Source organism: Bacillus sp. FSL M8-0077, assembly GCF_038050255.1.
In the GTDB taxonomy this organism is placed as follows: Bacteria; Bacillota; Bacilli; order Bacillales; family Bacillaceae; genus Bacillus; species Bacillus altitudinis.
On the sequence record NZ_JBBPAF010000001.1, the window covers coordinates 2,773,457 to 2,799,325 of the forward strand.

At 41.3% G+C, this 25,869-nt stretch carries 27 protein-coding genes and 1 other annotated feature; of the genes, 11 read left to right on the forward strand and 16 right to left on the reverse strand.

Annotation, left to right across the window (positions count from 1 at the left end):
* Positions 1-31 precede the first annotated feature (31 nt).
* Positions 32-619, reverse strand: a complete 588-nt coding sequence (locus NST57_RS14345; RefSeq protein WP_142155737.1) for an NAD(P)H-dependent oxidoreductase — start codon at positions 617-619, stop codon at positions 32-34.
* Positions 620-738: 119 nt separating this feature from the next.
* Here NST57_RS14345 and NST57_RS14350 point away from each other — a divergent pair, with 119 nt between their 5' ends.
* Positions 739-1,170, forward strand: a complete 432-nt coding sequence (locus NST57_RS14350) for a MarR family transcriptional regulator (RefSeq protein ID WP_142155738.1) — start codon at positions 739-741, stop codon at positions 1,168-1,170.
* Between the two features lie 52 nt (positions 1,171-1,222).
* Here NST57_RS14350 and NST57_RS14355 read toward each other — a convergent pair whose 3' ends face one another.
* The 6 genes from NST57_RS14355 to NST57_RS14380 all read right to left on the reverse strand — a co-directional run bounded on the left by NST57_RS14355 (position 1,223) and on the right by NST57_RS14380 (position 6,848).
* Positions 1,223-1,399, reverse strand: a complete 177-nt coding sequence (locus NST57_RS14355; protein ID WP_200831235.1) for a hypothetical protein — start codon at positions 1,397-1,399, stop codon at positions 1,223-1,225.
* 243 nt (positions 1,400-1,642) lie between these two features.
* Positions 1,643-2,257 carry a LysE family transporter gene (locus NST57_RS14360; RefSeq protein ID WP_142155739.1) on the reverse strand — a complete coding sequence of 205 codons (615 nt, stop codon included), beginning with the start codon at positions 2,255-2,257 and terminating at the stop codon, positions 1,643-1,645.
* Positions 2,258-2,392: 135 nt separating this feature from the next.
* Positions 2,393-3,973: an acyl-CoA synthetase MbcS gene (gene mbcS, locus NST57_RS14365; RefSeq protein ID WP_341298744.1), complete on the reverse strand. Its 1,581-nt coding sequence runs from the start codon at positions 3,971-3,973 to the stop codon at positions 2,393-2,395.
* A 220-nt stretch (positions 3,974-4,193) separates the two neighbouring features.
* Positions 4,194-4,406: an alpha/beta-type small acid-soluble spore protein gene (locus NST57_RS14370; protein ID WP_003216385.1), complete on the reverse strand. Its 213-nt coding sequence runs from the start codon at positions 4,404-4,406 to the stop codon at positions 4,194-4,196.
* 89 nt (positions 4,407-4,495) lie between these two features.
* Entirely contained in the window at positions 4,496-5,701 is a 1,206-nt protein-coding gene (thiI, locus tag NST57_RS14375) for a tRNA uracil 4-sulfurtransferase ThiI (protein WP_341298745.1), read from the reverse strand.
* 4 nt (positions 5,702-5,705) lie between these two features.
* Positions 5,706-6,848, reverse strand: coding sequence for a cysteine desulfurase family protein (locus NST57_RS14380; protein WP_341298746.1), 1,143 nt, complete (start codon positions 6,846-6,848; stop codon positions 5,706-5,708).
* 202 nt (positions 6,849-7,050) lie between these two features.
* Here NST57_RS14380 and brnQ (NST57_RS14385) point away from each other — a divergent pair, with 202 nt between their 5' ends.
* The gene (gene brnQ / locus NST57_RS14385) at positions 7,051-8,394 is read left to right on the forward strand and encodes a branched-chain amino acid transport system II carrier protein (protein WP_142155743.1); all 1,344 of its coding nucleotides are present in this window, start codon (positions 7,051-7,053) and stop codon (positions 8,392-8,394) included.
* 214 nt (positions 8,395-8,608) lie between these two features.
* Positions 8,609-9,952 carry a branched-chain amino acid transport system II carrier protein gene (gene brnQ / locus NST57_RS14390; RefSeq protein ID WP_148943419.1) on the forward strand — a complete coding sequence of 448 codons (1,344 nt, stop codon included), beginning with the start codon at positions 8,609-8,611 and terminating at the stop codon, positions 9,950-9,952.
* Between the two features lie 41 nt (positions 9,953-9,993).
* Here brnQ (NST57_RS14390) and ezrA read toward each other — a convergent pair whose 3' ends face one another.
* The gene (ezrA, locus tag NST57_RS14395) at positions 9,994-11,697 is read right to left on the reverse strand and encodes a septation ring formation regulator EzrA (protein ID WP_341298747.1); all 1,704 of its coding nucleotides are present in this window, start codon (positions 11,695-11,697) and stop codon (positions 9,994-9,996) included.
* A 338-nt stretch (positions 11,698-12,035) separates the two neighbouring features.
* Here ezrA and hisJ point away from each other — a divergent pair, with 338 nt between their 5' ends.
* The gene (hisJ, locus tag NST57_RS14400) at positions 12,036-12,851 is read left to right on the forward strand and encodes a histidinol-phosphatase HisJ (protein WP_341298748.1); all 816 of its coding nucleotides are present in this window, start codon (positions 12,036-12,038) and stop codon (positions 12,849-12,851) included.
* Here hisJ and refZ read toward each other — a convergent pair.
* Positions 12,821-13,486 (reverse strand): forespore capture DNA-binding protein RefZ, encoded by a 666-nt coding sequence (gene refZ, locus NST57_RS14405; protein WP_142155747.1) that lies wholly within the window; start codon positions 13,484-13,486, stop codon positions 12,821-12,823. The two genes, hisJ and refZ, sit on opposite strands and share 31 nt — an antisense overlap.
* A 126-nt stretch (positions 13,487-13,612) precedes the next feature.
* Here refZ and NST57_RS14410 point away from each other — a divergent pair, with 126 nt between their 5' ends.
* Positions 13,613-14,113: a GAF domain-containing protein gene (locus tag NST57_RS14410; protein WP_341298749.1), complete on the forward strand. Its 501-nt coding sequence runs from the start codon at positions 13,613-13,615 to the stop codon at positions 14,111-14,113.
* 310 nt (positions 14,114-14,423) lie between these two features.
* Positions 14,424-15,026: a 30S ribosomal protein S4 gene (gene rpsD / locus NST57_RS14415; RefSeq protein WP_142155749.1), complete on the forward strand. Its 603-nt coding sequence runs from the start codon at positions 14,424-14,426 to the stop codon at positions 15,024-15,026.
* 303 nt (positions 15,027-15,329) lie between these two features.
* Here the strand turns inward: rpsD and NST57_RS14420 are convergent, their stop codons facing one another.
* Positions 15,330-15,416: a putative holin-like toxin gene (locus NST57_RS14420; protein ID WP_017358303.1), complete on the reverse strand. Its 87-nt coding sequence runs from the start codon at positions 15,414-15,416 to the stop codon at positions 15,330-15,332.
* Positions 15,417-15,683: 267 nt separating this feature from the next.
* Between NST57_RS14420 and NST57_RS14425 the strand changes: the two genes are divergently transcribed.
* Entirely contained in the window at positions 15,684-16,127 is a 444-nt protein-coding gene (locus NST57_RS14425) for a hypothetical protein (RefSeq protein ID WP_341298750.1), read from the forward strand.
* A 128-nt stretch (positions 16,128-16,255) separates the two neighbouring features.
* Here NST57_RS14425 and NST57_RS14430 read toward each other — a convergent pair whose 3' ends face one another.
* The 3 genes from NST57_RS14430 to NST57_RS14440 form a co-directional block, all read right to left on the reverse strand.
* Positions 16,256-16,825 carry an isochorismatase family protein gene (locus NST57_RS14430; protein WP_142155750.1) on the reverse strand — a complete coding sequence of 190 codons (570 nt, stop codon included), beginning with the start codon at positions 16,823-16,825 and terminating at the stop codon, positions 16,256-16,258.
* A 79-nt stretch (positions 16,826-16,904) separates the two neighbouring features.
* Positions 16,905-17,117, reverse strand: coding sequence for a hypothetical protein (locus NST57_RS14435; RefSeq protein ID WP_142155751.1), 213 nt, complete (start codon positions 17,115-17,117; stop codon positions 16,905-16,907).
* A gap of 95 nt (positions 17,118-17,212) precedes the next feature.
* Positions 17,213-17,854: an alpha/beta fold hydrolase gene (locus NST57_RS14440; protein WP_142155752.1), complete on the reverse strand. Its 642-nt coding sequence runs from the start codon at positions 17,852-17,854 to the stop codon at positions 17,213-17,215.
* 209 nt (positions 17,855-18,063) lie between these two features.
* On the opposite strand from NST57_RS14440, the gene NST57_RS14445 reads away from it, so the two are divergent.
* A complete protein-coding gene (locus tag NST57_RS14445; protein ID WP_142155753.1) occupies positions 18,064-18,402 on the forward strand; it encodes an antibiotic biosynthesis monooxygenase in 339 nt (112 codons plus the stop codon).
* Between the two features lie 154 nt (positions 18,403-18,556).
* Here NST57_RS14445 and tyrS read toward each other — a convergent pair whose 3' ends face one another.
* Entirely contained in the window at positions 18,557-19,825 is a 1,269-nt protein-coding gene (tyrS, locus tag NST57_RS14450) for a tyrosine--tRNA ligase (protein ID WP_341298751.1), read from the reverse strand.
* Positions 19,826-19,878: 53 nt separating this feature from the next.
* Positions 19,879-20,115, reverse strand: a binding site (T-box leader).
* A 59-nt stretch (positions 20,116-20,174) separates the two neighbouring features.
* Positions 20,175-21,899 carry an acetate--CoA ligase gene (acsA, locus tag NST57_RS14455; protein WP_341298752.1) on the reverse strand — a complete coding sequence of 575 codons (1,725 nt, stop codon included), beginning with the start codon at positions 21,897-21,899 and terminating at the stop codon, positions 20,175-20,177.
* Positions 21,900-22,054: 155 nt separating this feature from the next.
* Here acsA and NST57_RS14460 point away from each other — a divergent pair, with 155 nt between their 5' ends.
* The 3 genes from NST57_RS14460 to NST57_RS14470 are packed head-to-tail and all read left to right on the forward strand — an operon-like array spanning position 22,055 to position 24,524.
* Positions 22,055-22,687: a GNAT family N-acetyltransferase gene (locus NST57_RS14460; protein WP_272511799.1), complete on the forward strand. Its 633-nt coding sequence runs from the start codon at positions 22,055-22,057 to the stop codon at positions 22,685-22,687.
* A gap of 38 nt (positions 22,688-22,725) precedes the next feature.
* Positions 22,726-23,367, forward strand: a complete 642-nt coding sequence (locus NST57_RS14465) for a CBS and ACT domain-containing protein (RefSeq protein WP_341298753.1) — start codon at positions 22,726-22,728, stop codon at positions 23,365-23,367.
* Positions 23,364-24,524: an acetoin utilization protein AcuC gene (locus NST57_RS14470; RefSeq protein WP_142155758.1), complete on the forward strand. Its 1,161-nt coding sequence runs from the start codon at positions 23,364-23,366 to the stop codon at positions 24,522-24,524. Before NST57_RS14465 ends, NST57_RS14470 begins: the two co-directional genes overlap by 4 nt.
* Positions 24,525-24,566: 42 nt before the next feature.
* Here the strand turns inward: NST57_RS14470 and ccpA are convergent, their stop codons facing one another.
* Entirely contained in the window at positions 24,567-25,568 is a 1,002-nt protein-coding gene (ccpA, locus tag NST57_RS14475) for a catabolite control protein A (protein WP_017358314.1), read from the reverse strand.
* Positions 25,569-25,869: the final 301 nt, after the last annotated feature.

A 25,869-nucleotide genomic window follows, 5' to 3' on the forward strand; every position in this document is an offset into this window, starting at 1 on the left:
TTAGAAGAAAAGTGACTCAAGGGATATGGTTTTATGAGCTGATATTCCGAAAATAGTTGTATATCCGTTTTAATTTCACGTCGTGCTTCCCTTTTGGACTTTCCATCATGCCAAATTCAAAGAACTTCACCGGTTTAATTCCGACATATTGTAAAAGAGCGCGTTTCATTAACATCTTGTGGGCATTTTGCAAAAAGAAGAAAGGGTAGTGAGTCGGGCCTTGCATTGTCGATACACAAACAGCCCTCTTTCCTTTTAACAAACCTTCTGGAAGCAGCCCCCCTGTTTGACGGTAAGCAAAATTCGCTGCAAACATTCGATCAATAAAGCCAAGTAGCATGGCTGGCGGCCGCCCCCACCAAATCGGATAAACAAACACGATGTTGTCTGCCCATTTGATCTTCTCTTGATAATCTTGAATTTCAGGGTCCTTATGCATATCACGTCTTTTTTTCTCTTCATGAAAAATAAGTACAGGATCAAATTTCTCTTGGTATAAATCGATGATTTTCACTTCTTGGACGTTTGGATTTCCTTCACTGCCTTTAAGGATTTCTTTTAAAAAAGCACCATTTAAACTGTTGTGATGGGGGTGAGTATAAATAATGAGTACATTCATGGCTCGTCTCCTTTAGTTATCATTCGATAACAAATAGCATACACCTCTCTCATTTACTTGTCAAATGATAATTGTTTTTTGATAATAAATTTGATATGGTACATAGGAGGTGAAAAATGATGAAAAACCCACATTTTTTCAAAGAGTTCGTCGCATTTGCTTCTACTTTTTCTGAGCTAAAACATGCCATGATGAGCAAGGTGAAACCATCAGATCTAACCACCCTACAATATTTGATTCTGGAGCAGCTAGCCGTCAGTGAGCCGCTAACACCTAGTGAAATCGCCGACTGTCAGCACATGTCTCTTCCAAATGTCAGCAGAGAGTTAAAAAAGCTTCACGAAAAACAATTCATCGATAGGGAAGAAGACAAAGAAGATAAACGAAAACATGTTATTAAGCTGTCTAACAAAGGCCGCACATGTATGGACAAAGCATTTCAACAAATTGAATCGATGCTCATGGACAGCCTTTCTCCCTCTGACCAAAATCAAATGGATGATATTGTACAAGCCCTCCGTCTGTTAAATCAAACCATTTTCAAAAAATGAGCCAATGAAAAAAGCATGAGCGATACGCTCATGCAGATCATTTGAGAAAACGTTAGTGAAGAGATGCTAAAAGATAAGTGATCAAACCTACTATTGGAATAAGCGGGATCATCAGCTTCAATGTTTTATTCGTATTCTTATATAAATTCCACAGCAAAACTGGTACACCAAACGTCAATGTATCAAAGACAGCAAGCACTGCCCCTTTATGCTGTTCTTTATGAGCCATTTTGAAAACCTCCACATCCAATAAAATACATTTATTATAGTGTAGCATAGATCCTATTTTGATCATTTACTCCAGGTAATTGAATCGTCAGCATGTCTGATAAAAATGAACAGGATGTAACTGAAGCTTCTCCCGAGATAGTAGACAATAAAAAAGCGCCGGATGTTTTCCATCCAACGCTTCTTCCCATGACATGTTCAGCATCCATTTCGCGCATCACGTCTCTTTTGCTCTATGTATCCTTTATCCAATAAGCTGATAGGCGATATATAATGCAACCAGCCAAATCGTGACGGCTGAGGCTTTATTGATACGGTTCATCCACTTGCCGTTTGTATCTAGCTTCCCTAACATTTTCCCGAGAAGGGCAAGACCAATAAACCATAACCATGAGACGATTATACAGGCTGCGGTAAATGCCAATTTTTCCGCCCCATGATATTGAAGGGAGTTCGTTCCAATCACGCCAATCGTATCGAGAATCGCATGAGGGTTTAATAGTGAAACGGAACAGGCAAATACGATTTGTTTTCTCACAGGCATCAAGTCCATCTTTTCTTGATTGCCTGATGCAGAGCTCGTGTTCCAAACTGACCACCCCATATAAAGTAAAAAGAAAAATCCAATGATAAAAAGTGCTATTTGCAAGATCGGAACGGTGAGAACAACAACCGAAACTCCAATGACAGCTAAAGTAATTAAAAGTGTGTCACAGAGGGCGGCTGTGATGACCACTGGCAGCACGCGATATAATCGAGGCTGAAGGGCTCCTTGCTGAAATACAAATACATTTTGCGCGCCCAAAGGTAAAATAAGACCAAAGGCAAGCACAATTCCATGAATAATCGCAATCGACATCTTCAGAACATTCTCCTTTTCAAATAATTCTTACACATTTCAACATAAAACATCATGAACGAAATTTACTTATTTGATTTGTCCAATAAAAAAAGCGCTGGATGTTTTCCATCCAGACGCTTATTGTTTCTACTGTCATGATGATTTTCGTGCAAGCTCTCTTTCTCTCAGCTCGACACGTCGAATTTTCGCTGACGGAGTTTTTGGTAGCTCGTCAATGAATTCGATTTCTCTTGGATATTTGTACGGTGCTGTTGTATTTTTCACGTGTGTTTGCAGCTCTTTAATCAGCTCATCGCTTTGTGCAGATGCATCTCGCAGGACAACGTATGCTTTCACGATTGATCCTCTGATTTCATCTGGACTTGCCACGACAGCACATTCTTTCACTGCTGGGTGTTTAATCAGTGCATCTTCGACTTCAAACGGGCCAATTGTATAACCTGAGCTGACGATGATGTCATCCCTGCGGCTTTCAAACCAAAAATACCCGTCTTCATCTTTTTTCGCACGGTCACCGGTAATAAAGTAATCCCCGCGGCGCTGCGCCGTTGTACGCTCTGCATCTTTGTAGTATTCCTTGAATAAAGCCGGCGTTTCAAGATGAACGGCAATGTCACCTATTTCTCCTGGAGCACAGATCTGGCCATTCTCATCAATGATCTCTACTTCATTGCCAGGTGTTGGTTTGCCCATACTGCCCGGCTTGATGTCCATTCCTTTCAGCACCCCGACCAGCAGCGTGCTTTCTGTTTGCCCGTAACCATCTCGCACTTCGATATTGAAATGTTTTTTGAACGTATCGATGACTTCACGGTTGAGCGGCTCTCCCGCAGAAACAGCACTATGCAATGTTGGCAGCTCGTACTGACTGAGGTCGTCGACTTTTGCCATAAAGCGATATTCAGTTGGTGTACAACATAAAACATTGATTTCATTTTTTTGAAGCAGCTCTAGGTACGTATTCGGATTAAATTTCCCTCCATAAACAAAACCTTCTGCTCCGCTTCCTAAAACAGATAAGAGAGGACTCCACACCCATTTTTGCCAGCCTGGTCCTGCTGTTGCCCATACTTTATCCCCTTCATTAATGGAGAGCCATGCTTTGGCCGCAGTACGTAAATGTGCATACGCCCAGCCATGTGTATGAACAACCCCTTTTGGATTACCTGTTGTGCCTGATGTATAAGATAGAAACGCCATGTCCGTACGTGTTGTTTCTGCCATTTTTAACTCGCTTGATTGCTCTTCCTTTTGCGCAACAATATTTGTCCAGCCATGATCATTCTCACCAATCGAGAATGTTTTAAAATCTTTTGGCTGATTGGTTCCGTCGAATGATTGAATGAATGATGCGTAAACAATTGCTCCTTTTGCTTCTGCATGCTCAATTCGGTAATCTATATCTTTAGCGCGAAGCATTTCTGAACAAGGAATTACAACCATTCCTGTTTTTAAAATGGCTAAATAAATGCTGTATGCCTCTAGCATACGCGGCACCATCACAATGATTTTATCGCCTTTTTTAAAGCCTGCATTTAATAGAACATGACCAATTTTATTCGCCTCTTCTACTAATGCTGCATATGTCACATGCGCTTCATGGCCATTTCCGTCCTGCCAGTGCAGGGCGATTTTCTCCTGGTCATGACTGAACGCTTCAATCTCACTGACTAAGTTATATTGTTCTGGTGCAATTAAGTCTTCTCTTTTCATGGTACAGCTCCTTTTAGCCTCTTTCTATGAAACGAATCATGTTTCAATTTACCTATTCTAACACTCATAACTGAAAAATGCTTGAATTAGGACCTACTCCTAGTATTATGCCATAATTTTTTCATTTCGTCTTCTTTTTTAAAAATATTCTAACAATTTATGTACAAAAAAAGAGCGGGAATGAACCCGCTCATAAGCCATAGCTTTTTAATTGTGTGTCTTAGAAAGATCCGCCACCCATATGTTGTTGAGCGTAAGATACAAGACGCTTAGTGATTTCTCCACCAACTGATCCGTTAGCGCGAGCTGTTGTTTCTGGTCCAAGGTTTACGCCAAATTCTGAAGCGATTTCGTACTTCATTTGGTCGATCGCTTGTGCAGCGCCTGGAACGACTAATTGATTAGAACTGCTTTGTCTGTTTTGTTGAGCCATGTGTTCTCACCTCCTTGTGAATATAGAATGTGTAGAAACACATGACTTCATGCGATTGATTTTATGGTAATTATTATGAAATTTTTTATTTAGAATAAATCAGCGAATTTGTCAGCTGCTTTCTTTTCATTTGTGACGACGATTGTTTCGATCTGCTCCACTGCCTCGTCAAGCATTGGCTCGAATTCAGCAAAGCTTTCGTAGCGTTCTACCTTTTCAAGCTTTGGTTTTGTTTTTGGAGATGGCGGCGTAAAGATTGTGCAGCAATCCTCAAATGGCTGAATGCTTGTCTCATATGTGCCAATTCGTCTCGCTTCTTCGATAATGTCATTCTTATCCACGGCAATCAGCGGGCGAATGATCGGTGTGTTTGTGACATGATTAATGGCATACATGCTTTCAAGTGTCTGACTTGCCACTTGACCAAGGCTTTCACCTGTAATAATGGCAAGCGCATCACGCTTGGCTCTTATTTTATCTGCAATTTTGAGCATCATTCTTCTCGTTGAAGTCATCGTATAGTTTTCTGGTACTTGTTTGTGAATGAGCTCTTGGATTTTCGTAAAAGGAACGATGTGAAGCTTGACTTCGCCTCCATAAGCAGCTAAGCATTCCGCTAGATCAATGACCTTTTGCTTGGCACGTTCACTTGTATAAGGTGGGCTAAAGAAATGAACAGCTTCAATTTGAATGCCTCGTTTCATTGCCTGATAGCCGGCCACTGGGCTGTCAAATCCGCCAGAGAGCATCAACATCGCTCTTCCACTTGAACCAACTGGCAGTCCGCCTGCACCTTTTACATCTTTAAATGTAATGTACGTCGCGTGTTCTCTTATTTCAATTCGCAAGTGAACATCTGGCTGTTTCACATTAACGGTTAAGTTGTCTGTATTCCTTAGAACATGTCCACCAATTTCTCGGTTCATTTCATTTGAATCAAGCTCAAATTGTTTATAAGAGCGTTTCGTTGAGACCTTAAATGTATTTCCTTGTTCATACACTTCCTGAACCGCTGAGAGTGCCGCTTCTTTGATGGCATCAAGATTTGTCTCACATTTTACAGCCAGGCTAAAGCTTTGAATGCCAAATACACCTTTAAGCTGTTCTGAAATCGGTTTAGGGTCTTCTCCGTTTAGCATGATCGTAATGCGGTCTCTATCAGATGCATACTTTAATGCTTCAAATTCTTTCAATACAAACCGGATATGCTGTCTTAGTTTTTCGATAAATTTCTTTCTATTTTTCCCTTTTGTTGAAATCTCACCAAAACGGACTAAAATATGGTCATACTTCATGTTGTTATCTCATTCCTTTTAATTTTTTCACACTTTGTGCGATCGTTGTGATGATTTGCGGCGCTAGCTCTGGCCCTTGTCCATATGTCAAACTGATTCTCATACTGCTTTTGGCTACTTCTTCTGATTTTCCCATCGCCAGCAGGACACGGCTTGGTTCCTTTTTCTTGGCAGAACAAGCAGACGTTGTCGAAACGTAAATACCTTCTTTTTCGAGCATATGGAGAAGGACTTCGATTTGAATACCTGGCACTGAAAAATTCACAATGTGCGGTGCACTATGCGACAGCGGTGTGTTTATTACGACGCCTTCTATCTTTCCAAGCTGCTGCTCTAGCTCCGTTTTTAAGGCGATCATCTCATCATGATGCTTGTTTAAATGTTCAAATGATTGCTTTATGGCTTTTGCTAAGCTGACAGCTCCAGCAGGGTTCTCAGTCCCTGAGCGAAGGCCGAATTCTTGCTCTCCTCCTGTGATAAAAGGCGCAAGCACGATCTCCCTCTTTAAAAAGAGGGCACCTGTTCCCTTCAAGCCGTGAATCTTGTGGCCTGACATCGTTAAAAGATCAATATCCATCTCTTTAGGCAGCGGAACCTTGCCAATTCCTTGTACGCCGTCGACATGAAAAATCGCCTCTTTGGCATACTTCCGAATGATGCTGGCCGCTTCCTCTATCGGCTGAATCGCGCCTGTTTCATTGTTTACATGCATGAGACTGACAAGCACTGTATCAGGGCGAAGCACTTCTTTTAAATGCGTCATATCTGCACGGCCATGCTCATTTACTTGAATATAGGAAATATCAAAGCCAAATAATGTTTTCAGCTGTTCAAACGATTCGATGACAGATGGATGCTCAATCGCTGTCGTGACAATATGTCTGCCCCGATTCATCTTAGCAAGAGCAGCCCCTTTGATGGCAATGTTATTTGCTTCTGTTGCACCTGAAGTAAAAATAATCTCATATTGTGTAAAGCCTGTATAGTGAAGGATTTGTTTTCGCGTTTCACTTAATAGACGGCTCGCATCAATGCCGAGCTGATGGAGCGAAGACGGATTTCCAAAAAAACGCTCACTCACTTGCTGATGTACTTGTAAAACCTCTGGATAAGGCTTTGTTGTGGCACTATTATCAAGATAAATCATATCTTAAACTCCTTACAAAAAAACTTAAAAAATAAATGCATTTATATGTTACCATAATGAAGTCAGACAGAGAATTTTCTGAAAATGGCAGTTGACAACTTTTCATTTTCACTATATCATCCATAGTGCAATTGTCATATAAATACCTAAATTGTCAGAATATTTAAATTTGACACAATACACTGATTGAGGAGGGACTATTTTGAAAAATAGTTTAAGTATAAAAGAAACATTGGCTATCGGACTAATGCTTTTTGCATTATTCTTTGGCGCAGGAAATATGATATTCCCGCCTGTTCTTGGACAATATGCTGGTGAAAACGTATGGCTTGCCATCGGCGGATTTCTACTTACAGGCGTAGGTCTTCCACTATTAGGGGTTATTGCTGTCGCCCTTACAGGTACCGGAGCCAAAGGCCTTGCCGATAAAGCACACCCTAAATTCGGGACTATCTTCACCGTGATTCTGTATTTATCCATTGGACCATTTTTCGCCATTCCGCGAACTGGTACGGTTTCGTATGAGATAGGATTAGCACCATTTCTCTCAGGTGCCCAAGCCACTTCATGGGTACCACTATTCATCTTTACCGTAGTGTTTTTCACTATTTCATACTTGCTTGCGTTAAATCCTTCAAAGCTGGTTGATCGTATTGGTAAAATTTTGACACCGATCTTATTAACTGTTATTGCTATTATTGTCATTAAGGCCATTGCTACGCCAATGGGAATGATCGGTGCTCCAGATAAAACATATGAGGCAAATCCGCTTTTCACTGGATTTTTAGAAGGCTATAAAACAATGGATGCACTTGCTTCTATCGTATTTGGAATCGTCGTAGTGACAGCTGTTAAGGACAGAGGCATCACAGAGCGAAAATCTCTTGCAGCAGCTTGTATTAAGGCAGGACTCGTAGCAGCTGTTGGACTGGCACTCGTGTACATTTCACTTGCTTATGTGGGTGCTTCAAGCCCCGATGCCACAGGAATGGTTGGAGCAAATGATGGCGGCAAACTGCTTTCACTTTCTGCCAACTTTTTATTCGGTTCTGCTGGTAACATTGTTCTTGGCGCAGCCATTTTATTCGCTTGTTTAACGACTAGTGTTGGACTTATTTCATCTTGTGGAGAATACTTTTCAAAGCTCTTCCCTAGCCTGTCTTATCGCACAGTCGTTCTGATCGTATCTTTATTTAGTACACTGGTTGCAAACCTTGGACTCGCACAGATCATCTCACTATCTGTTCCAGTTCTTGTGACCATCTATCCACTGGCCATTGTGATTATTTTATTGTCATTCCTTGATCGCTGGATTAACGGCAGAAGAATTATTTATATCACTTCTCTCATCTTTACTGGTTTCTTTGCCATCATTGATGGATTATTAGCTGCCGAAGTGAATCTAGGCGGATTGCCTGGCATCTTGAAATCAATTGTTCCGTTTTACGATTTAGGCATTGGCTGGATCATACCAGCTATTATCGGTGCTGTGATTGGTGTACTTATTTCCATATTTACCAGCCCACCAAAGCAACTTGCCTCATAATCATCACAAGCCAAAACATCCCCTTCCAAAGAAGAAGGGGATGTTTTTTTATTGTTCTTCATATACTAAAATAGAAAAATTCATGACTTTTGTACGAAAACACATGTTGACATCAGGCGTACATCCTTTATAATTAGTGATTGTTAATGATGAACGGTTACCTAGCAACTAATTAACAGAATATTTCAACATAATAATGGAGGCTTTAAATGCAATGAAGGCAACTTTGTCGACGAAAGATACGGTTATCATAGGTTTTATGCTGTTTGCTCTATTCTTCGGCGCCGGTAATATGATTTATCCACCAGAGCTTGGGCAATATGCTGGGCAAAATGTGTGGAAAGCAATGGGCGGATTTTTATTAACAGGTGTCGGTTTACCTCTTCTAGGGATTATTGCAATCGCTTTGACAGGTCGAGATGCGAAAGGATTAGCTGATAAAGCTCACCCAGCTTTTGGAACAGCGTTTACCGTCATTTTATATTTATCTATCGGGCCACTTTTCGCTATTCCTCGAACAGGAACGGTCTCATATGAAATTGGTGCACTACCCTTTTTAGCTGGTGTACCAGCTTGGCTCTCACTTCTTTTATTTACACTGGCCTTTTTTGGTATTACGTATTATCTTGCGCTAAATCCAACGAAAATTGTGGATCGTGTAGGGAAAGTGTTAACACCGATTAAATTTACGATTATTTTTATTATTATTGTTAAAGCCATTTTAACGCCGATGGGCGTCATTGGCACACCTGATGTATCCTATAGCAATGGATCATTTTTCAAAGGGTTTTTAGAAGGCTATAAAACCATGGACGCTCTTGCATCTATTGTGTTTGGGGTTGTTGTCATCAACGCCATTAAAGGACGCGGTGTGACAAGTAAAAAGGCACTGACATCTGCTTGTATCAAAGCAGGTCTGATTGCAGCATGTGGATTAACATTTGTTTATTTATCACTTGCTTATTTAGGCGCTTCAAGTACACACGCCATTGGTTTTGTTGGAGATGGCAGTAAAATCTTGGCTCAGTCCTCGCAATTCCTTTTTGGCAGTTTAGGAAATATTGTGCTAGGTGCTGCGATTACGGTTGCCTGTTTAACGACAAGTATCGGTCTCGTGACATCGTGCGGAGAGTATTTCTCAAATTTATTACCTAAACTTTCTTATAAAATGGTCGTTACACTCGTCACATTATTCAGTTTTATCATTTCAAATTTTGGACTTGCTCATATTATCGCTTTTTCAGTACCTGTGTTAACTGCGATTTATCCGTTAGCGATTGTGATTATTGTTTTATCACTTGCTGACAAATGGCTTGGTCATAGAAGACCTGTGTATGTCCTTACTTTGATTTTAACTGGCTGCGTCAGTCTGTTTGACGGTTTAGCAGCGGCGAAACTGCCGATTGGTCCTGTGAAAGATCTCTTTCAAACGATCTTGCCGCTATATGACCTTGGCATTGGCTGGATTATGCCTGCCATACTCGGAGTCGTGATTGGATTTGTGATCTCTCTTTTCACTTCTTCTGCTTCAGAAGAACGTCAAAAGCAAGCTTCATAACATGGAAAAAGCTGAAGTCCTAAAATGGACTTCAGCTTTTTTTATTGATGCTGATATTCTTTTTCTTGCTGAGTTAAAAGCTTCTGAACGGCTCCAGGTGATGCTTTTTCGACAGCTGCTGCTGCCACATCAAATGAATCGTTATAATCATAGGCATAAAATCTTCGTTCTGCCTCTTTTAATTGCTCTGAAAGAATGTGGTTTTGACTTCTAAACCGGTTGCCGTATTGTATAATCCGTTCAATTTGATCCACTTTACGAAGCATGTCATGTGTTTCATCAACCACATGTCTGACTGTTTCAGAGGCTTCTTTTAATTGCTGGTTCACTGCTGGCATATTCAGCGGCAAATTCTCTAGCTGCTCCTGCACTTGCTGAATCATCTCCTGCGCTTTTTCAGCACGGTCTTTGATGTCAGCAGGTACACCTGGAATGTTGCTTTTGTGCAACTGGCGCACTGTATCTGTCAGCATGGTTTTAAGTTCAGCCAATGTTTCTCTTGCCTGTAATTCTTCTTTTCGTAACGATTGAAGGTGTTCTTTAAACGCTTCATGAAGCGTTTTTGCATCCTCGATAAAGGTCTCAAGCTGGTTGATTTCATCCATTAATAATGTGTATGCGACATGGTCACGATCAAGCTTCTCTCGTATTTGCTTCATGAGCTTTTCAATTTCTTCTAATCGTTTTTCGAAGGCTTTCTGCTGATCCAGCTCTCCGGCTGTCAGCTTGTAGCTTTGTTTCACAAGAGCCGTTTCTGCCTTTGTCTGCGTGTGATCTTGTTCAAGTTTTTCAAATGCCTCGGTCAGCTCAGGCATTTTGCTCTTGATTTCTTGACCTGCTTCTACTTCTGCTTCCAGCTGATCATACAGCGTCTGAATCGCATCATCAATCATTTGCAGAATGCTTGATGCTTCATCTAAATTGAGTTCATCAATCAGCAGCTTCTCCGCCCGGCTCAGCTGTTTATTCAAGTTCTCCAGCTCTTTTGTGATCTGGATATGCTCTAGCTTGTAGCCTTTGTCTGTCATTTCTTTATAACCGTCTTTCAGCTTCGTCAGCTGACCTGGCACAGTTTGCTTGCAGTCAGCGATGAGCTTTGGTACATCATTGATATATAGTTGAAGCTGGTCGAGTCTGCGGTCTTGCTCAAGCAAAATTTTCCTTGCTGTCATGTAGTTTCCGTTTTCTGTCTCTTCTTCATACTGCTTGATCCCTTCCCAGGCCTCATCCAAGTCCTGCTCCATTTTGTCATAAAGGGTGCCGTATAAATGGCTGTACGCAAGCAGATTTTTTCGAACCGTTTGATATTGCTCTTTGACCTTCTCGATGTCTTTTCGGTTTTGCTCCTCACTTGTGACAAGGTCTGCAATCTCTTTTAAAATGTCTTCGATGTTTGAATCAGCAGCGGTAAGGAGATCTCCTATATGTGCAAGAACTTGCTTCGCTTTGGAGAATCGATATTTATCAGAATACTCCTCTGCATCATATAGTAGCTCCTCTACCTTTGGAAGATGGGCTGTGACGATATCGTCCCACTCTGCACGCCATCTTTCAAAAAACTGCTCTGTTTCTCCGGTCATTTTTAAATGTTTGATTTTTGAAATTTCTTCTACAATTGATCTGTTTAAAATTTCAATTTTCCATGCTTCCAATCGGTCAATCTCTTTATATATATTTTTTCTGAGGAAATAACCGACTGAAAACAAAGCAAGCAAAATGACAATTAAACCGATGATAAACTCCATAATGAGCCCCCTTGTTGTGATCTAAGTGATGTCAGGGTAGTGTCCCGAGTAGACCTGAGAACCCTTTCGTGTCCGCTTTGCATTTGTTTTTTTATAAGCAGGATTGTATATTTTCCCAATACGATCCATTCACGGTTTTATGTATGTTTTTTCAAGAAAGTCATTTAGGCTTTCTATCATTTGATCACATGCATTGATGTGACCTGCTTTTATGTATGCGGAAGCTGTCGTTTTCATTGTTATTATGATACCATGTAACCAACATTTTTGGTCATGATTTTTCATTATTTTCGCTGATAAACATGACGTTTTTCAAAATATCGACAAGAGGTGACGACATGTTGAAACAAGATGCACATTTACATACGCCATTTTGCCCGCACGGTACGCTTGATCCTTTTCAATCTTATATTGAAAAAGCGATGAAAAAGGGATTTGATTCCATCACCTTTACCGAGCATGCCCCGCTGCCTCCTTCGTTTCGAGATCCAACGCCTGAGCAGGATAGTGCCATGAAGCTTCAAGACCTTGAAGCCTATTTGACGAAGCTGGCACAGCTGAAACAGGAATATAAAGGACAGTTAATAGTAAAAACTGGGCTTGAGGTCGACTATATCAAAGAGTATGAAGAGGAAACAAGTGCCTTTTTAGACTACTACGGTCCTGAACTAGACGATAGCATTTTATCTGTTCACTTTCTTCCTGCTGGCGATGATTATATTTGTCTTGATTTTGATGAGCACGCCTTTAAGCAGCTGATCAGCATCTATGGCAGCACCGAACACGTCTATCAAAGCTACTATGACCAAATTCATTCTTCTATTCTATCATCTTTAGGTCCATATAAGCCAAAGAGAATCGGTCATATCACCCTTGTCCAGAAATTCAAACAGCTTTTTCCATATGAAATGTCGTCAAAACTATGTCAAAGGGTGACCCTTTGTCTTGAAGAAACGGCAAAAAAAGGCATGTCCTTAGATTTTAATACATCAGGTCTTCGTAAAACATATGCCAGAAGTATCTATTTAGATCAATGGATGATTGATCTTGCAAAACAGAAAAAAATTCCGCTCATATTCGGGTCTGATGCCCATCAAGCGGAAGATCTCGGGTATGCCTATGATCAATTTGAAGACATCATGAGTTTCAGGTGAGGATCAAGTGCGGGTTCATTTGGTTCTAACAAATGATGAAGTGACCGGCTCAGTTCCTTATAATACGTTTGATAAAAGTAAGTCTCGTTTGGGTTGATATAAAGCACCTCAGTTAAATATTGCGGCTGCAAATATGGCATCATTAGAAGTGATTTTAGCTGGATCATAAATGATGAGAGTGACAGCTGCTTACAAATCACATGGGTGCTTTTTCCTTTTTCAATGATGAGCTGAAACAAGTATTTTTCCTTTGTTAAATAGGTGGACATGATTTCCCTGATCAGCGTTGAATCAATGGTCACCTCTCGATAAACGAAACGGGTTAATTGACGATTTTCATGCTGATAAGATAAAATATCAAAAACCACATGAAGTAAACATTCTTTTGCATGACGGGTTTCCATGTGCTGGATGTGCGATTCAATCATCTGAATATAGCCTTCATAAAAATCGGATACAAGCTGCTCGAGCAGCCCTCCTTTTCCTTGAAAGTAATACGATATATGGGCAACGTTGACGTTTGCTTCCTTCGCAATCTCACGGACAGAGGTTCCAGAAAATCCTTTTTGGTTAAAAAGTCTGATGGCAGCTTCAATAATACGGTCTTTTGTTTGCACGGTTGTTGATGTTTTCATCCGCTCCCCCCTCTTCATGTGTACATACTTCAAGGTGAAGGCGGCAGTTCCTTTAATCATTGCTCGACAAATCCCACATGTGAAACGCAAGTTATGTATTTTTAAGATAGAAAGTAGGAGATTTTCATGTTTCATGTCGAAAAACAGTCTGGCGATCCATCGAAAGACTATCAATTACTCATCAAGCAAGTAGAAGCGATTACGGATGGTGAACCTGATCTCATTGCCAACCTAGCCAATGCTGCGGCGCTGCTTTATCACTCGCTTCCTGAAGTCAATTGGGCAGGATTTTATTTAGCAAAAGGCGGAGAGCTTGTGCTTGGTCCATTCAACGGACTGCCCGCATGTGTACGCATACCTTCTGGAAAAGGGGTTTGTGGTACAGCATTTGCGACAGGTGATGTACAGCGTATCGCTGATGTGCATGCATTCCCTGGTCATATTGCATGTGATGCCGCATCGCAATCTGAAATTGTGATCCCACTTAAAGTAAATGGACAAATCATTGGGGTACTCGATATTGATAGTCCAGTGAAAGATCGTTTCAATGAAATAGATGAAATGTACTTAGTTCAATTTACAGAGGTTGTCCAAAATGCGTTATCAGCATCTACTGATGCGTCATGATGCTTGAAAAGCAGACAATGTGTCTGCTTTTTTGTTTTGCTTTCTTCCCGGATGAATGCAGACCACGTTTGACATTCTCCTCTTTAAATAGGTTGACTTCTCCTACCTGGCGTCATATAATAGAGTTTGTGTGAAATATGGCAGCCTTTTTGTTCGGCTTTTTTGTATCATTTTGTTCCTTCTATATGGAGGTGCATCTTGTAACTCCCTGCTGCTGGAGCGAGGATGCATGAAAACATAATGACGGAAAAGACAAAGAACAGACGGTTTTTATTTTTCACAAATAAAAACAATAAGGAGGAGTCACATTATGGCTCGCTATACAGGTCCAAGTTGGAAGATTTCCCGCCGTTTAGGCATTTCATTAAGCGGAACAGGTAAGGAACTTGAAAAACGCCCTTACGCTCCAGGCCCACATGGTCCAGGACAACGCAAAAAACTATCTGAATACGGTTTACAATTACAAGAGAAGCAAAAGCTTCGTCACATGTACGGTGTCAACGAACGTCAATTCCGTACACTATTTGACAGAGCTGCTAAACTTCCTGGTAAACAAGGTGAAAACTTCATGATCCTTCTTGAAACTCGCCTTGACAACCTAGTATACCGTCTTGGCCTTGCTCGTACACGCCGCCAAGCTCGTCAGCTAGTAAACCATGGTCACATCCTTGTTGATGGAAGCCGTGTAGACATCCCATCTTTCTCTGTGAAGCCAGGTCAAACGATTGCTCTTCGTGAGAAATCTCAAAACCTTACAGTTGTGAAAGAATCAGTTGAAGTAAACAACTTCGTACCTGAATACCTTACTTTCGATGCTGAAAAGCTTGAAGGAACTTTCACTCGTCTTCCAGAGCGTTCTGAATTAGCGCCTGAAATCAGCGAACAATTAATCGTTGAGTTCTACTCTCGTTAATTTCATGACTCTCTCAGAGAGTGATCAAACAAACCCTAGAGACCTTGATTGTTCAAGGATTTCTAGGGTTTTTTGTTTGTGTTCCATCTTGTTCTAACACCTAACATGATAAGAGTGTATGTATGACAGTGTTTAATAAAATCCTTTTTATGTTATAATACAAATAGATGTAGCGTAAAATTAAAAGAAGCCAGGATGCTGTCACATCCTAGCAATGCACAAATGCTTGGCTCAAAGTGAGCTGGCTAGAAGGTACACAATAAATGGACCTACCCTACAAGTTGTCTAGGCTCAAAGGGTGGTCTATTTCTTTTTGTCTATATACGTCAACAAAGCAAGAATAAACATCCCAAACAAAAACATAAGGGACAATGCTTGAAAAGTTGACATAGGCGGCACCCCCTTTCAAGGGGATTTAGCCAAGACCACCTTTGAGTACGCCGTACATTTGTACGCTCTCTATTATACATGAAAACATTGGAAGTTACCTTCCATATTCAAAAACCTTTCTTCGCATCATAACCACCTTCACGCTTCATTACGTGATTGTCATTCCCACATGCAACTATAGGAAAAAAATATCATTTAGCTGCCGTTTGTCTATTGGTACAATGATGATAGAGATTTTTTTCTAACGCACTAAGCTGGAGGAATTCCATGTTTTTTACCATAGTCATGATTTTCGTTCTCTTTTTCTTGTCTATTTTCGCCTATTCTCTTTTAAGAAAAAAGCAGGTCATAGATGCACCACCAAACCTATTGGCTACGATATCGTTCATATTACTGCTTTATTTTTCTCTCTGCCTCGTGATCGCTGTTCCAAGTGCCATGCTGTGCATCGTTGCTTTAGGGATAAACTATCTTTTTGGAGATTACATCACATATGATTCATTTTTCTCTTTCATCTCGTTCTCTTTATTGGTGAGTGGAATCGTGGTTTTTTGGTCGCCTTTTCTTCTTTTCATAGGCAAAGGGCTGGCTTATTTACTCAAATTCCCTTCATGGCTGACTTTTGCTTTGGAGTGGATCAGTTCTTGGATCGTTTTACACCTCTCGATTAAGTATGTCCTTCACATGAAATTAGTAAATATCTCCATTTAGGAGCACGGTACACTCATTTTCTCTTTCTTCGTCAGCTTCTTATTTATTGGAATTGATCTCATATACTCAAGTATTGAACAACGAAAACAGCCGCTGGATGAACAGGCAAAAAGCTCCTAGAGATGATTCTAGGAGCTTTTGCTTGCCCAATTTGTGATCAGCTGCTCTGTTGTCAGGACAGTCGCAAATTCGTCATGCAGTGTTGCAAGTGAAAGGCGATGGATCGTTTCTGGGTCATAATATGTACCGGTTTGATCTGTGAGTCCAAAGGCGGCTGTTGCATCTGACATGAGGTATGTCTCAAAGCCTAGGTTTCCACTCATTCTTGTTGTGGTAGATACGCAGTGCGGTGTTGTTAATCCTGCGATCACAACAGTGTCGATCTTGTATGATCTTAGTTGTTCCTCTAAGTTTGTACCTATAAAGCTGCTGTTAACTTTCTTTTGTAACACCATTTCTTCATCTAGCGGTTTGGCGATCTCTTTGAAGGAGTGTCCTTCATTTGCTGGATGAAATAAGGAGTGCGGCTGATCCGATGTATGCTGAATATGAATGACTGTCCATCCTTTTTTTCTCCAAAACGTCAATAGACGACTGATGTTCTTCTCTGCATCTAGGTTATTCCGTTCTCCCCATTTTTCGTGCTCGAATGCTTTCTGTACATCAACCATAATCAAAGCCTTTTGATGATGTTGCACAAATACCCACCTCCAAAGATTCTCGTTCATTATATGTAGTGTAAGGAATGGTGGTTGATTTGTACATGTTTTTATTTGGCTATGTACGATGTTTTGTCTGTTTTTGCAGGAAAAAGACAAACCACACACTGGCTATTAAGTAATAGATACCAATGATGGATGTACAATTAGATATGACTTCTGCCCATTGCACTGATTTGACGATTGCCATCCAGATCATATAGATGATCAGAAATGAACATGGGAAATAGAGAAAGTAGCCCAAGAAAGCATATTTGAGTTTTTGCGTCATCTTTTATCCTCCTAAAAATCTTCTCCATCACCTAGCAGCACCCATATAACCATGACATCAAAAAAGACAGCACAAACCGCTGTCTTTTTGATTTTTTAATTCGTATTCTGTCCTCCGCCATTCAATCCTTCTTTCACATAGCCTTTGACTTGGCTTGAGGTTAATAGACCGATATGTCCAACGCCGTGGATGAGGACGTTTCTTGCGCCAATTAAGCGAGAGAGGCTGTTGACGACGATGAGATCGGCTGAGCTATAGACAGAAGTGTAAAGAATTTTTTGATTTGGATCGGTGCCTGGTAATGCTCTGAGTGAAACGAGTCCATTCGCTCCACCAAGTGTGACGACGTTTTCAATTTTGTCTCCGCCGTCTAGGTTTTTAATATAGTATAATGTGTTCGCACCGCCCATACTATGAGCCACAATATCTACTTTTTTGGCGCGCGTTTTGGCTAGTACATCTTTCACGAATCTAGAGAGCCTCGGGCCATTGTTCAGATTATTGCCTGTTTTGTCTATGAAATCGATTGCAAAAAGTTGGTTTTGATCCCATCCCTTTGATACTAAGTATCGTTTGATCGAAGCAAAGTTATAAGACGCACCACCCATGCCGTGTACCATTACAACCGGATTATGCTCAGCCGCTTTGGCCTCTTTCGGCTGGATGAAGGCTATTGATCCAACCACTAATGCAAGCGCAATCAGAATTTGCAAACTCCTTTTCTTTAAAACGATCATGTTCATTCCCCCTTATTTTTCTGATACGTCTCTATTTTAAACAAGAAAAATATGACAGAAAAGTGAACAAGGTAATATTTATCAGATGATTTTACAGCACAATTCATAATGAAAAAGCACCATGGCCTTTTTTCAATTAAAACAAAAAAGACTACGGGCCTCTCTATCTTTCATATATAATGTGAATAGACAAAAGGAGGCTCTACTAGATGCTATTTACTCAAACACCTGCACCACCTTACTATGCAGTCATTTTCACATCAAAACGAACGAATGTTGAGCAGAAAGAATACGCTGCTGCTGCTCAAAGAATGGAACAATTAGCGAAAGACCTAGACGGGTTTCTTGGAATAGAAAGTGTACGAGATGAGCATGGTGTTGGGATCACTGTATCTTATTGGGATTCATTAGCAGCAATCAAAGAATGGAAAGAACATACAGCGCATCAGCGTGTTCAAAAAAAGGGTCAAACAGATTGGTACGAATCCTATACAACCCGAATTTGTAAGGTGGAACATGATTACACAAACAAACATTCACTCCTTTAAAAAGAAGCAAATGAATGAGGCCATGCAAAATAGTGGGCCTCTTTTTTAACAGGCGCTTGAACTTGAAGCAGCATTCATCGTCATTCCTGCTTCTAAAAAAAGAAAAGCACCCCACATACGAACATTTGAGGTGCACTTCAATGATACTTGCTATTTATTTATACGTCACAAGGAAGTATTTCTTTTTCCCTCTTCGTAAGACCGTAAATTGGTTTTCAATTCGGTCATCTGCTGAAAGGACATAGTCTTTGTCGGTTTGTCTCTCTCCGTTGATGTAGACGGCACCGTTTGTGATATCTTCACGTGCTTGACGTTTTGATGGAGACAGTTTTGATTCGACAAGAACATCAACAAGTGTTAATTCTTCTGCACTGTCTTTCTCCATTGATGGCACATCTTTAAAGCCTACTTTCACTTCTTCTGCTGTAAGAGATTTGATCTCACCTTTAAATAGCGCATTTGAGATGTTGACAGCCTGTTCTAGTGATTCACGGCCATGCACAAGTGTTGTGACTTCTTCTGCCAAACGGCGCTGTGCTTCACGCTTTTCAGGGGCTGTTTGCACTTTTTCTTCGTACGATGCGATCTCTTCTTTTGATAGGAACGTAAAGTATTTTAAGTATTTCACGACATCACGGTCATCTGTGTTGATCCAGAATTGGTAGAATTCATATGGTGATGTTTTTTCTTTATCTAACCAGATGGCGCCGCCTTCTGTTTTCCCAAACTTTGTGCCGTCTGCTTTTGTGACAAGCGGCATTGTGAGACCAAATGCTTTTGCGCCTTCTGCTTCAGACTTACGGATCAACTCAAGTCCAGATGTGATATTTCCCCACTGGTCGCTTCCGCCGATTTGCAGTTTACAGTTTTCATTTCTGTAAAGGTTCAAGAAGTCTAACGATTGCAGAATCACATAGCTGAATTCTGTGTATGAAATCCCTGTTTCAATACGTGAACTGACGATATCTTTTGCCAGCATGAAGTTCACACCGAAGTTCTTTCCAATATCACGAAGGAACGTGATCACATTCATTTGGCTGATCCAGTCAAAGTTATTCACGATGACAGCTGGGTTGTCACCTGCTTCAAAATCAAGAAATTGAGAGAGTTGGCCTTTGATTTTATCAGACCACTGTTCGACGATTTCCGCTGGGTTTAGTGAACGTTCTGCTTTTTTGAAACTTGGGTCACCAATCAGTCCAGTTGCGCCGCCAACAAGTGCAATCGGGTGATGGCCTGCTTCTTGGAATCTGCGCAATGTTAAAATTGGCAGTAAGTGACCAATGTGCAAGCTGTCAGCTGTTGGATCAAAGCCGGAGTATAGCTTGATTTTTTCTTCTGCTAATAATTTTGTTAAACCTTCTTCATCTGTTTGTTGCTGAATTAATCCTCTGAACGATAATTCTTCCATCAATTGACTCATATCCAAATCTCCTTTTTTTACAATTCAACATAAAAAACGCCCCTTCGAATGAACGAAGGGACGATATATATCGCGGTACCACCCTGCTTAAAAGACAAAACAAACGTCTTTTCACTTACACTGATAACGGACAGATCCGTTCTTTCACTAATCAGGCAACATGCATGCTCCTTTTCGTAAAAGCGGTTCGTGAGGGTAATTCGAATATCTCTTTGTACTGACTCGCACCAGCCGTCAGCTCTCTTGGACAGGGAAAGATGATTCTACTGAATCTCAGTCAAAACCTTTTCATATTCAACTAATGTCATTTTTAACATACTTTTGATATCAAGTCAACTGACGGAAGTGATTAATCGTCCATTGTCGAGAGATCGCCTGCAGGTAAATTCAGTTCCCACGCTTTTAGCACACGTCTCATAATTTTACCGCTGCGTGTTTTTGGCAGTTTGTCTTTAAACTCAATTTCTCTCGGTGCTGCATGTGCAGCGAGTCCTTTTTTCACAAACGTACGAATCTCTTCTTTCAGCTCATCTGTCGGTTCGTATCCGCTTCTAAGCGCTATAAATGCTTTAATAATTTCACCGCGCACAGGATCTGGTTTTCCGATGACACCAGCCTCTGCAATGGCCGGATGTTCCACCAGTTTACTTTCTACCTCAAATGGACCGACCCGCTCTCCTGACGTCATAATGACATCGTCGACACGTCCCTGGAACCAGAAGTATCCATCTTCATCCATATAAGCTGAATCTCCTGAAACATACCAATCTCCCGGCATAAAGTAAGATTCATATTTTTCAGGATTGTTCCAGATCGTATGCATCATAGACGGCCAGCCCTTTTTGATGGCAAGGTTCCCCATCCGGTATGGCGGAAGTTCATTTCCGGCATTATCTACAATCGCAGCTTCAACGCCTGGAATTGGTTTCCCCATTGACCCTGGTTTGATATCCATGCATGGATAGTTACAAATCAGCTGTGCACCTGTTTCTGTCATCCACCAAGTGTCATGAATTCGTTTGCCAAATACAGCGTCTCCCCAGCGAATGACTTCTGGATTAAGAGGCTCTCCTACACTTAACACATGACGGAGTGAGCTGAGATCATATTTTTGAATGAGATCGTCTCCGGCTCCCATCAGCATTCTGAAGGCTGTCGGTGCACTGTACCAAACGGTCACACCAAGCGATTCGATGGTTTCGTACCACGTATCAGGATTGAACCTGCCGCCTAAAATGACATTCGTCGCTCCATTCAACCACGGAGAAAAAATACCGTACACCGTCCCTGTTACCCAGCCTGGATCAGCTGTGCACCAGTAGACATCTTCTTCTTTCAAATCAAGTACCCATTTACCCGTCTGGCCTTGCTGCACCATTGCACCATGAACATGGAGCACACCTTTTGGCGTACCAGTGGACCCTGAGGTGTAATGAAGCAGGTATCCATCTTTCTCATCCATCCACTCGATTTCAAGTTCCTTCGCTGCCTGTTCAAATGCTTCTTCAAAGTGAATCGTCCGCACACCACCTGCATCCTCTTTTTCACCGCCGACAATGATGACAGATTCAAGTTTTGGAAGTTCTGCAAATGGAATCCGCTCAAGCAGATCAGGCGTTGTCACAATCACCTTCGCCTCGCTATTTTCTAAACGATCTTTGACGGCACCTTCCATAAATGCCTCAAATAACGGACCAACGATCGCACCAATTTTAACAGCACCAAGCAGTAGAAAATAGAGCTCAGGTGATCTTGGCATAAAGATAAACACGCGATCCCCTTTTTGCACATGTGCCTGTTCTCTTAATAGATTTCCTGCTTTGTTTGTCTTGATTTTCATATCCCTGAACGTATACTTTTCATCCCGCTGTGAATCTTTGTAATGAAGCGCCACCTTGTTTTTACGAAACGAGTCCGCATGTCTGTCAATCGCTTCATAAGCTGCATTTACTTTTCCTGTTTCATACCAAGAGAAATTTTTTCTCGCTTCCTCCCATGAAAATTCTTTGTATGCTTGCTCATAATCATTTAAATGATAGTCCCCTTTTACTGATGGTAGCGTTTCCACTTTCATCAAACAGTCCCCCTTTGCATACGTTTACAATGACCATTATAGTATAGATGACTTTTTTTCTCAATTTTTAAAAAACTTATGATGAAACCGTTTTAATTATTGTCAGATTTAAGATAAAATAGAGACGACTCACTAGAATTTGAGGCGGTGGATACGTGGAGCATCCTAAAACTTATTATTCAAAAACAATTGAGAGAGAAACAGGCACCATCCTAATTGAAGGCCCGGTACCTGCATCAGAGCTGGCGAAATATACATTTCATGAAGGACTAACAGCATTTCGCACGCCTGAAGAACAAAAGCAAGCACTTGTTGAAATAGCAGATCTCCCTGAAGGACGTATTATCATTGCTAGGGTGGATGAGCTTGTCGTAGGCTATGTCACGTATTTGTACCCTGATCCGCTTGAACGCTGGTCAGAAGGCAACATGGACAATTTAATTGAGCTCGGTGCCATTGAAGTCGCTCCTCCATTCAGAGGCTGCTCACTTGGCAAGCATTTACTGGATGTGAGCATGATGGATGAGCAAATGGAGAATTACATCATCATTACAACCGAATATTACTGGCATTGGGATTTAAAAGGGACGAAGAAAAACGTGTGGGAGTACCGCAAAATGATGGAGAAAATGATGAACGCCGGCGGTCTGGTCTGGTTTGCAACAGATGAGCCAGAGATCAGCTCACATCCAGCCAATTGTTTAATGGCACGGATCGGTAAACATGTGAGTCCAGATTCAATCGAGCGTTTTGATCGTCTTCGCTTCCATCAGCGCTTTATGTATTAACGTTCAATTCGTTTTTTTGGCAAAGGGGATTGGTAAACATGATGATTGAACAAATTATGGAGCGTGATGTGATCACGCTGCGCAAAACCGATACGATCGAAGAAGCCATTCAAAAAATGAGTGCACATCACATTCGGCATATTCCCATCGTATCTGACCAGGGATCTGTCATTGGGATGGTGACAGATCGGGATATTAAGAATGCCAGTCCAAGTATTTTTGAAACAGAGAAAAGGCAGCTCTTTATTCAGCGGCCAGTTGAAGACATCATGGTGCTAGAAACGATTACCGCTCATCCGCTTGATTTCGTTGAGGAGATTTCGAGTGTCTTTTTTGAACACGGAATTGGCTGTCTTCCCGTTGTGAGACGCAGTAAGCTTGTAGGGATCATCACAAAGACAGATTTACTACGTACGTTTGTAAGACTAACTGGTGCAGATCAGCCGGGATCACATTTAGAGGTTGAAGTAGCGCAAGTGACAGAGGGGCTTGCAGACATTACGACTATTTTAAAAGAGCAGCATATTCAAATGCTGAGTGTACTCGTGTACCCTCATGCCAACGAAGCCTCTAAAGTGCTCGTCTTCCGCCTTCAAACGATGCATGCTGATTATGTGACGAAGCTGATTCGTGCAAAAGGCTATAAGGTGCTATGGCCTATGGAGCAGACGATCAAATGAAGGAAGCGACCTTTGTTTTTTCACCATCTTTTCAAACGTACCAGTTTCACCAAGATCATCCCTTCAATCAGCTTCGCGTCTACTTAACTTATGATCTCCTTCAAAAAATGAAGGCGTTAACGGATGATGAGATTGTCGCACCTCGGATGGCGACGCTGGAGGAGTTGAAGCTCGTCCATACAGCAGACTATATTCAAGCAGTACAGCGGGCAAGTGAAGGAAAACTGTCCACCGCAGAGGGTGAACGTTATGGTCTCGGCACTGAGGACACCCCGATGTTTGCGGGGATGCACGAGGCAGCTTCTCTCCTTGTTGGCGGGACATTAACAGCAGTTGATCAAGTGATGCTTGGACATTCACAGCATGCGCTCAATCTTGGCGGCGGGCTTCATCATGGATTTAAAGGGCGTGCTTCTGGCTTTTGTATTTATAATGACAGCTCTGTGGCCATTCAATATATTCAAAAGACATATGGCGCTAGAATTTTATATATTGATACGGATGCTCATCATGGCGATGGTGTCCAGTTTAGCTTCTATGATGATCCAGAGGTATGTACTGTTTCCATTCATGAAACAGGGCGCTATTTGTTCCCTGGAACTGGACAAGTACAGGAAAGGGGTCATGATAAAGGCTATGGCTATGCATATAATATCCCGCTTGACGCATTTACAGAAGACGAATCATTTTTAGAAGCCTATCGAACAGCAGTGACAGAGATTGCTGCTTTTTTTAAACCAGATGTCATTTTGACGCAAAATGGAGCAGATGCCCACTATTATGACCCTTTGACGCATTTATCTGCTACCATGAAAATATATGAAGAAATTCCTAGAATTGCCCATGAGCTGGCGCATCAATATTGTGATGGAAAATGGATCGCTGTGGGCGGAGGCGGCTATGATATTTGGCGTGTCGTCCCAAGAGCATGGAGCCGCATTTGGCTTGAGATGAAAGGCATCACACCACCAGATGCACTTCCTCAGGAATGGATTCAGGCATGGGAAAAACAATCGCCTGTTCCGCTTCCATCCACATGGCTAGATCCTGACGATCTATATCCACCGATTCCAAGAAGAGCAGAAATTACAGAAAAAAATGCACAAACGGTAGAAAAAGCACTCATGCCTGTTCGACGAGAAAAGAAAAAGGCATAAAAAAAGCAGGCGTCCACTGATCAAGTGAGCCTGCTTTCTTTTTTATTTCGTCGATTGTCTTTCTTCGATTCTATGTGGCAATTCAACAATTTGATCTTCTACTTGTTCTTTGTTCATGAGCTTTGTCAGCAGTCTCATCGCAACAGCGCCAATATCGTAAGTCGGCTGAACAACTGTTGTCAATTGAGGGCGCACCATGAGGGATAGTCTTGTGTTATCAAAACCAATCACTTCTAAATCTTCAGGAATTGATACGCCTCTGTCCTGCGCTCCATGAATGACACCTAGCGCCATTTCGTCAGTAGCTGCAATCACAGCCGTCGGCTTGTCAGATTGCTCAAGCAGATTAGCCAGCGCTTCAATACCAGAGTCATATGAGTAGTCTCCTTCAGCAACAAGCGCTTCGTCAAATACGATACCAGCTTCTTCAAGCGCACGCTTATAACCAGCAAGCTTTCTCATAGAGTTAATTGGTTCTGACATTGGTCCAGATACAAATGCAATTCGTTTATGTCCTTTTTCAACTAATAGCTGAACGGAATCATAAATGGCTTGTTCATAGTTAATGTTGACTGATGGTGTTTGTGCCTGCTCCTCAACAGATGCTGCAAGTACAATTGGTACAGGAGAGCGCTTAAATTCTTCCACATGCACATCTGTAATGTTCCCGCCCATAAAAACGATTCCATCTACTTGTTTGCCAAGCATTGTGTTTAACAAATGAAGTTCTTTATCAGTATTTTGGTCTGAGTTGCTCAAAATAATGTTGTACTTGTACATCGTCGCAATATCTTCAATTCCTCGTGCAAGCTCTGAATAGAAGATACTTGAAATATCAGGGATGATGACCCCAACTGTTGTGGTCTTTTTACTTGCAAGGCCTCGTGCGACTGCGTTCGGACGGTAGCCGAGACGATCAATTGCTTCAAGCACCTTTTTTCTTGTCGTTGGTTTTACGTTTGGATTACCATTAACAACGCGTGATACCGTTGCCATACTTACGTTTGCTTCTCTTGCTACATCATATATTGTAACATTATTCACATAAATCACTCCTTCAAATACACTTCATATCTATAGCATTCACCAATTGGATAGAGACATGTCAGATACGAGGAAAATAATATCCTATTTGTCATTAAAACGATGAAAAGAGACACATAATTTTTCAATCTACATCAAAATGACCTTCTTTTATGAAATTATACACGTTTTTTCATCATATGAAAACGTTCCCTTTCTTTTTATAACTAAATTAAACAAACTTTAATGAGCTTGTTACCTGTAAATTGAATCATATTTCACCAAAAATCGTCGTGAACGTCAGCTATGACAATGATCTTAG

Bases quoted from the DNA above. Each gene is read 5' to 3' on its own strand.
- mbcS (WP_341298744.1), bottom strand. From the start codon at position 3,973: ATGAAAAGAGAAGACTTAATTGCACCAGAACAATATAACTTAGTCAGT.
- thiI (WP_341298745.1), bottom strand. From the start codon at position 5,701: ATGAAGTATGACCATATTTTAGTCCGTTTTGGTGAGATTTCAACAAAA.
- NST57_RS14445 (WP_142155753.1), top strand. From the start codon at position 18,064: ATGCTATTTACTCAAACACCTGCACCACCTTACTATGCAGTCATTTTC.
- NST57_RS14355 (WP_200831235.1), bottom strand. From the start codon at position 1,399: ATGGCTCATAAAGAACAGCATAAAGGGGCAGTGCTTGCTGTCTTTGAT.
- rpsD (WP_142155749.1), top strand. From the start codon at position 14,424: ATGGCTCGCTATACAGGTCCAAGTTGGAAGATTTCCCGCCGTTTAGGC.
- refZ (WP_142155747.1), bottom strand. From the start codon at position 13,486: ATGAAAACATCAACAACCGTGCAAACAAAAGACCGTATTATTGAAGCT.
- hisJ (WP_341298748.1), top strand. From the start codon at position 12,036: ATGTTGAAACAAGATGCACATTTACATACGCCATTTTGCCCGCACGGT.
- NST57_RS14435 (WP_142155751.1), bottom strand. From the start codon at position 17,117: ATGACGCAAAAACTCAAATATGCTTTCTTGGGCTACTTTCTCTATTTC.
- NST57_RS14380 (WP_341298746.1), bottom strand. From the start codon at position 6,848: ATGATTTATCTTGATAATAGTGCCACAACAAAGCCTTATCCAGAGGTT.
- NST57_RS14465 (WP_341298753.1), top strand. From the start codon at position 22,726: ATGATGATTGAACAAATTATGGAGCGTGATGTGATCACGCTGCGCAAA.
- NST57_RS14410 (WP_341298749.1), top strand. From the start codon at position 13,613: ATGTTTCATGTCGAAAAACAGTCTGGCGATCCATCGAAAGACTATCAA.
- NST57_RS14370 (WP_003216385.1), bottom strand. From the start codon at position 4,406: ATGGCTCAACAAAACAGACAAAGCAGTTCTAATCAATTAGTCGTTCCA.
- NST57_RS14425 (WP_341298750.1), top strand. From the start codon at position 15,684: ATGTTTTTTACCATAGTCATGATTTTCGTTCTCTTTTTCTTGTCTATT.
- brnQ (WP_148943419.1), top strand. From the start codon at position 8,609: ATGAAGGCAACTTTGTCGACGAAAGATACGGTTATCATAGGTTTTATG.
- NST57_RS14345 (WP_142155737.1), bottom strand. From the start codon at position 619: ATGAATGTACTCATTATTTATACTCACCCCCATCACAACAGTTTAAAT.
- ezrA (WP_341298747.1), bottom strand. From the start codon at position 11,697: ATGGAGTTTATCATCGGTTTAATTGTCATTTTGCTTGCTTTGTTTTCA.
- NST57_RS14420 (WP_017358303.1), bottom strand. From the start codon at position 15,416: ATGTCAACTTTTCAAGCATTGTCCCTTATGTTTTTGTTTGGGATGTTT.
- tyrS (WP_341298751.1), bottom strand. From the start codon at position 19,825: ATGAGTCAATTGATGGAAGAATTATCGTTCAGAGGATTAATTCAGCAA.
- NST57_RS14350 (WP_142155738.1), top strand. From the start codon at position 739: ATGAAAAACCCACATTTTTTCAAAGAGTTCGTCGCATTTGCTTCTACT.
- NST57_RS14360 (WP_142155739.1), bottom strand. From the start codon at position 2,257: ATGTCGATTGCGATTATTCATGGAATTGTGCTTGCCTTTGGTCTTATT.
- acsA (WP_341298752.1), bottom strand. From the start codon at position 21,899: ATGAAAGTGGAAACGCTACCATCAGTAAAAGGGGACTATCATTTAAAT.
- NST57_RS14440 (WP_142155752.1), bottom strand. From the start codon at position 17,854: ATGATCGTTTTAAAGAAAAGGAGTTTGCAAATTCTGATTGCGCTTGCA.
- NST57_RS14470 (WP_142155758.1), top strand. From the start codon at position 23,364: ATGAAGGAAGCGACCTTTGTTTTTTCACCATCTTTTCAAACGTACCAG.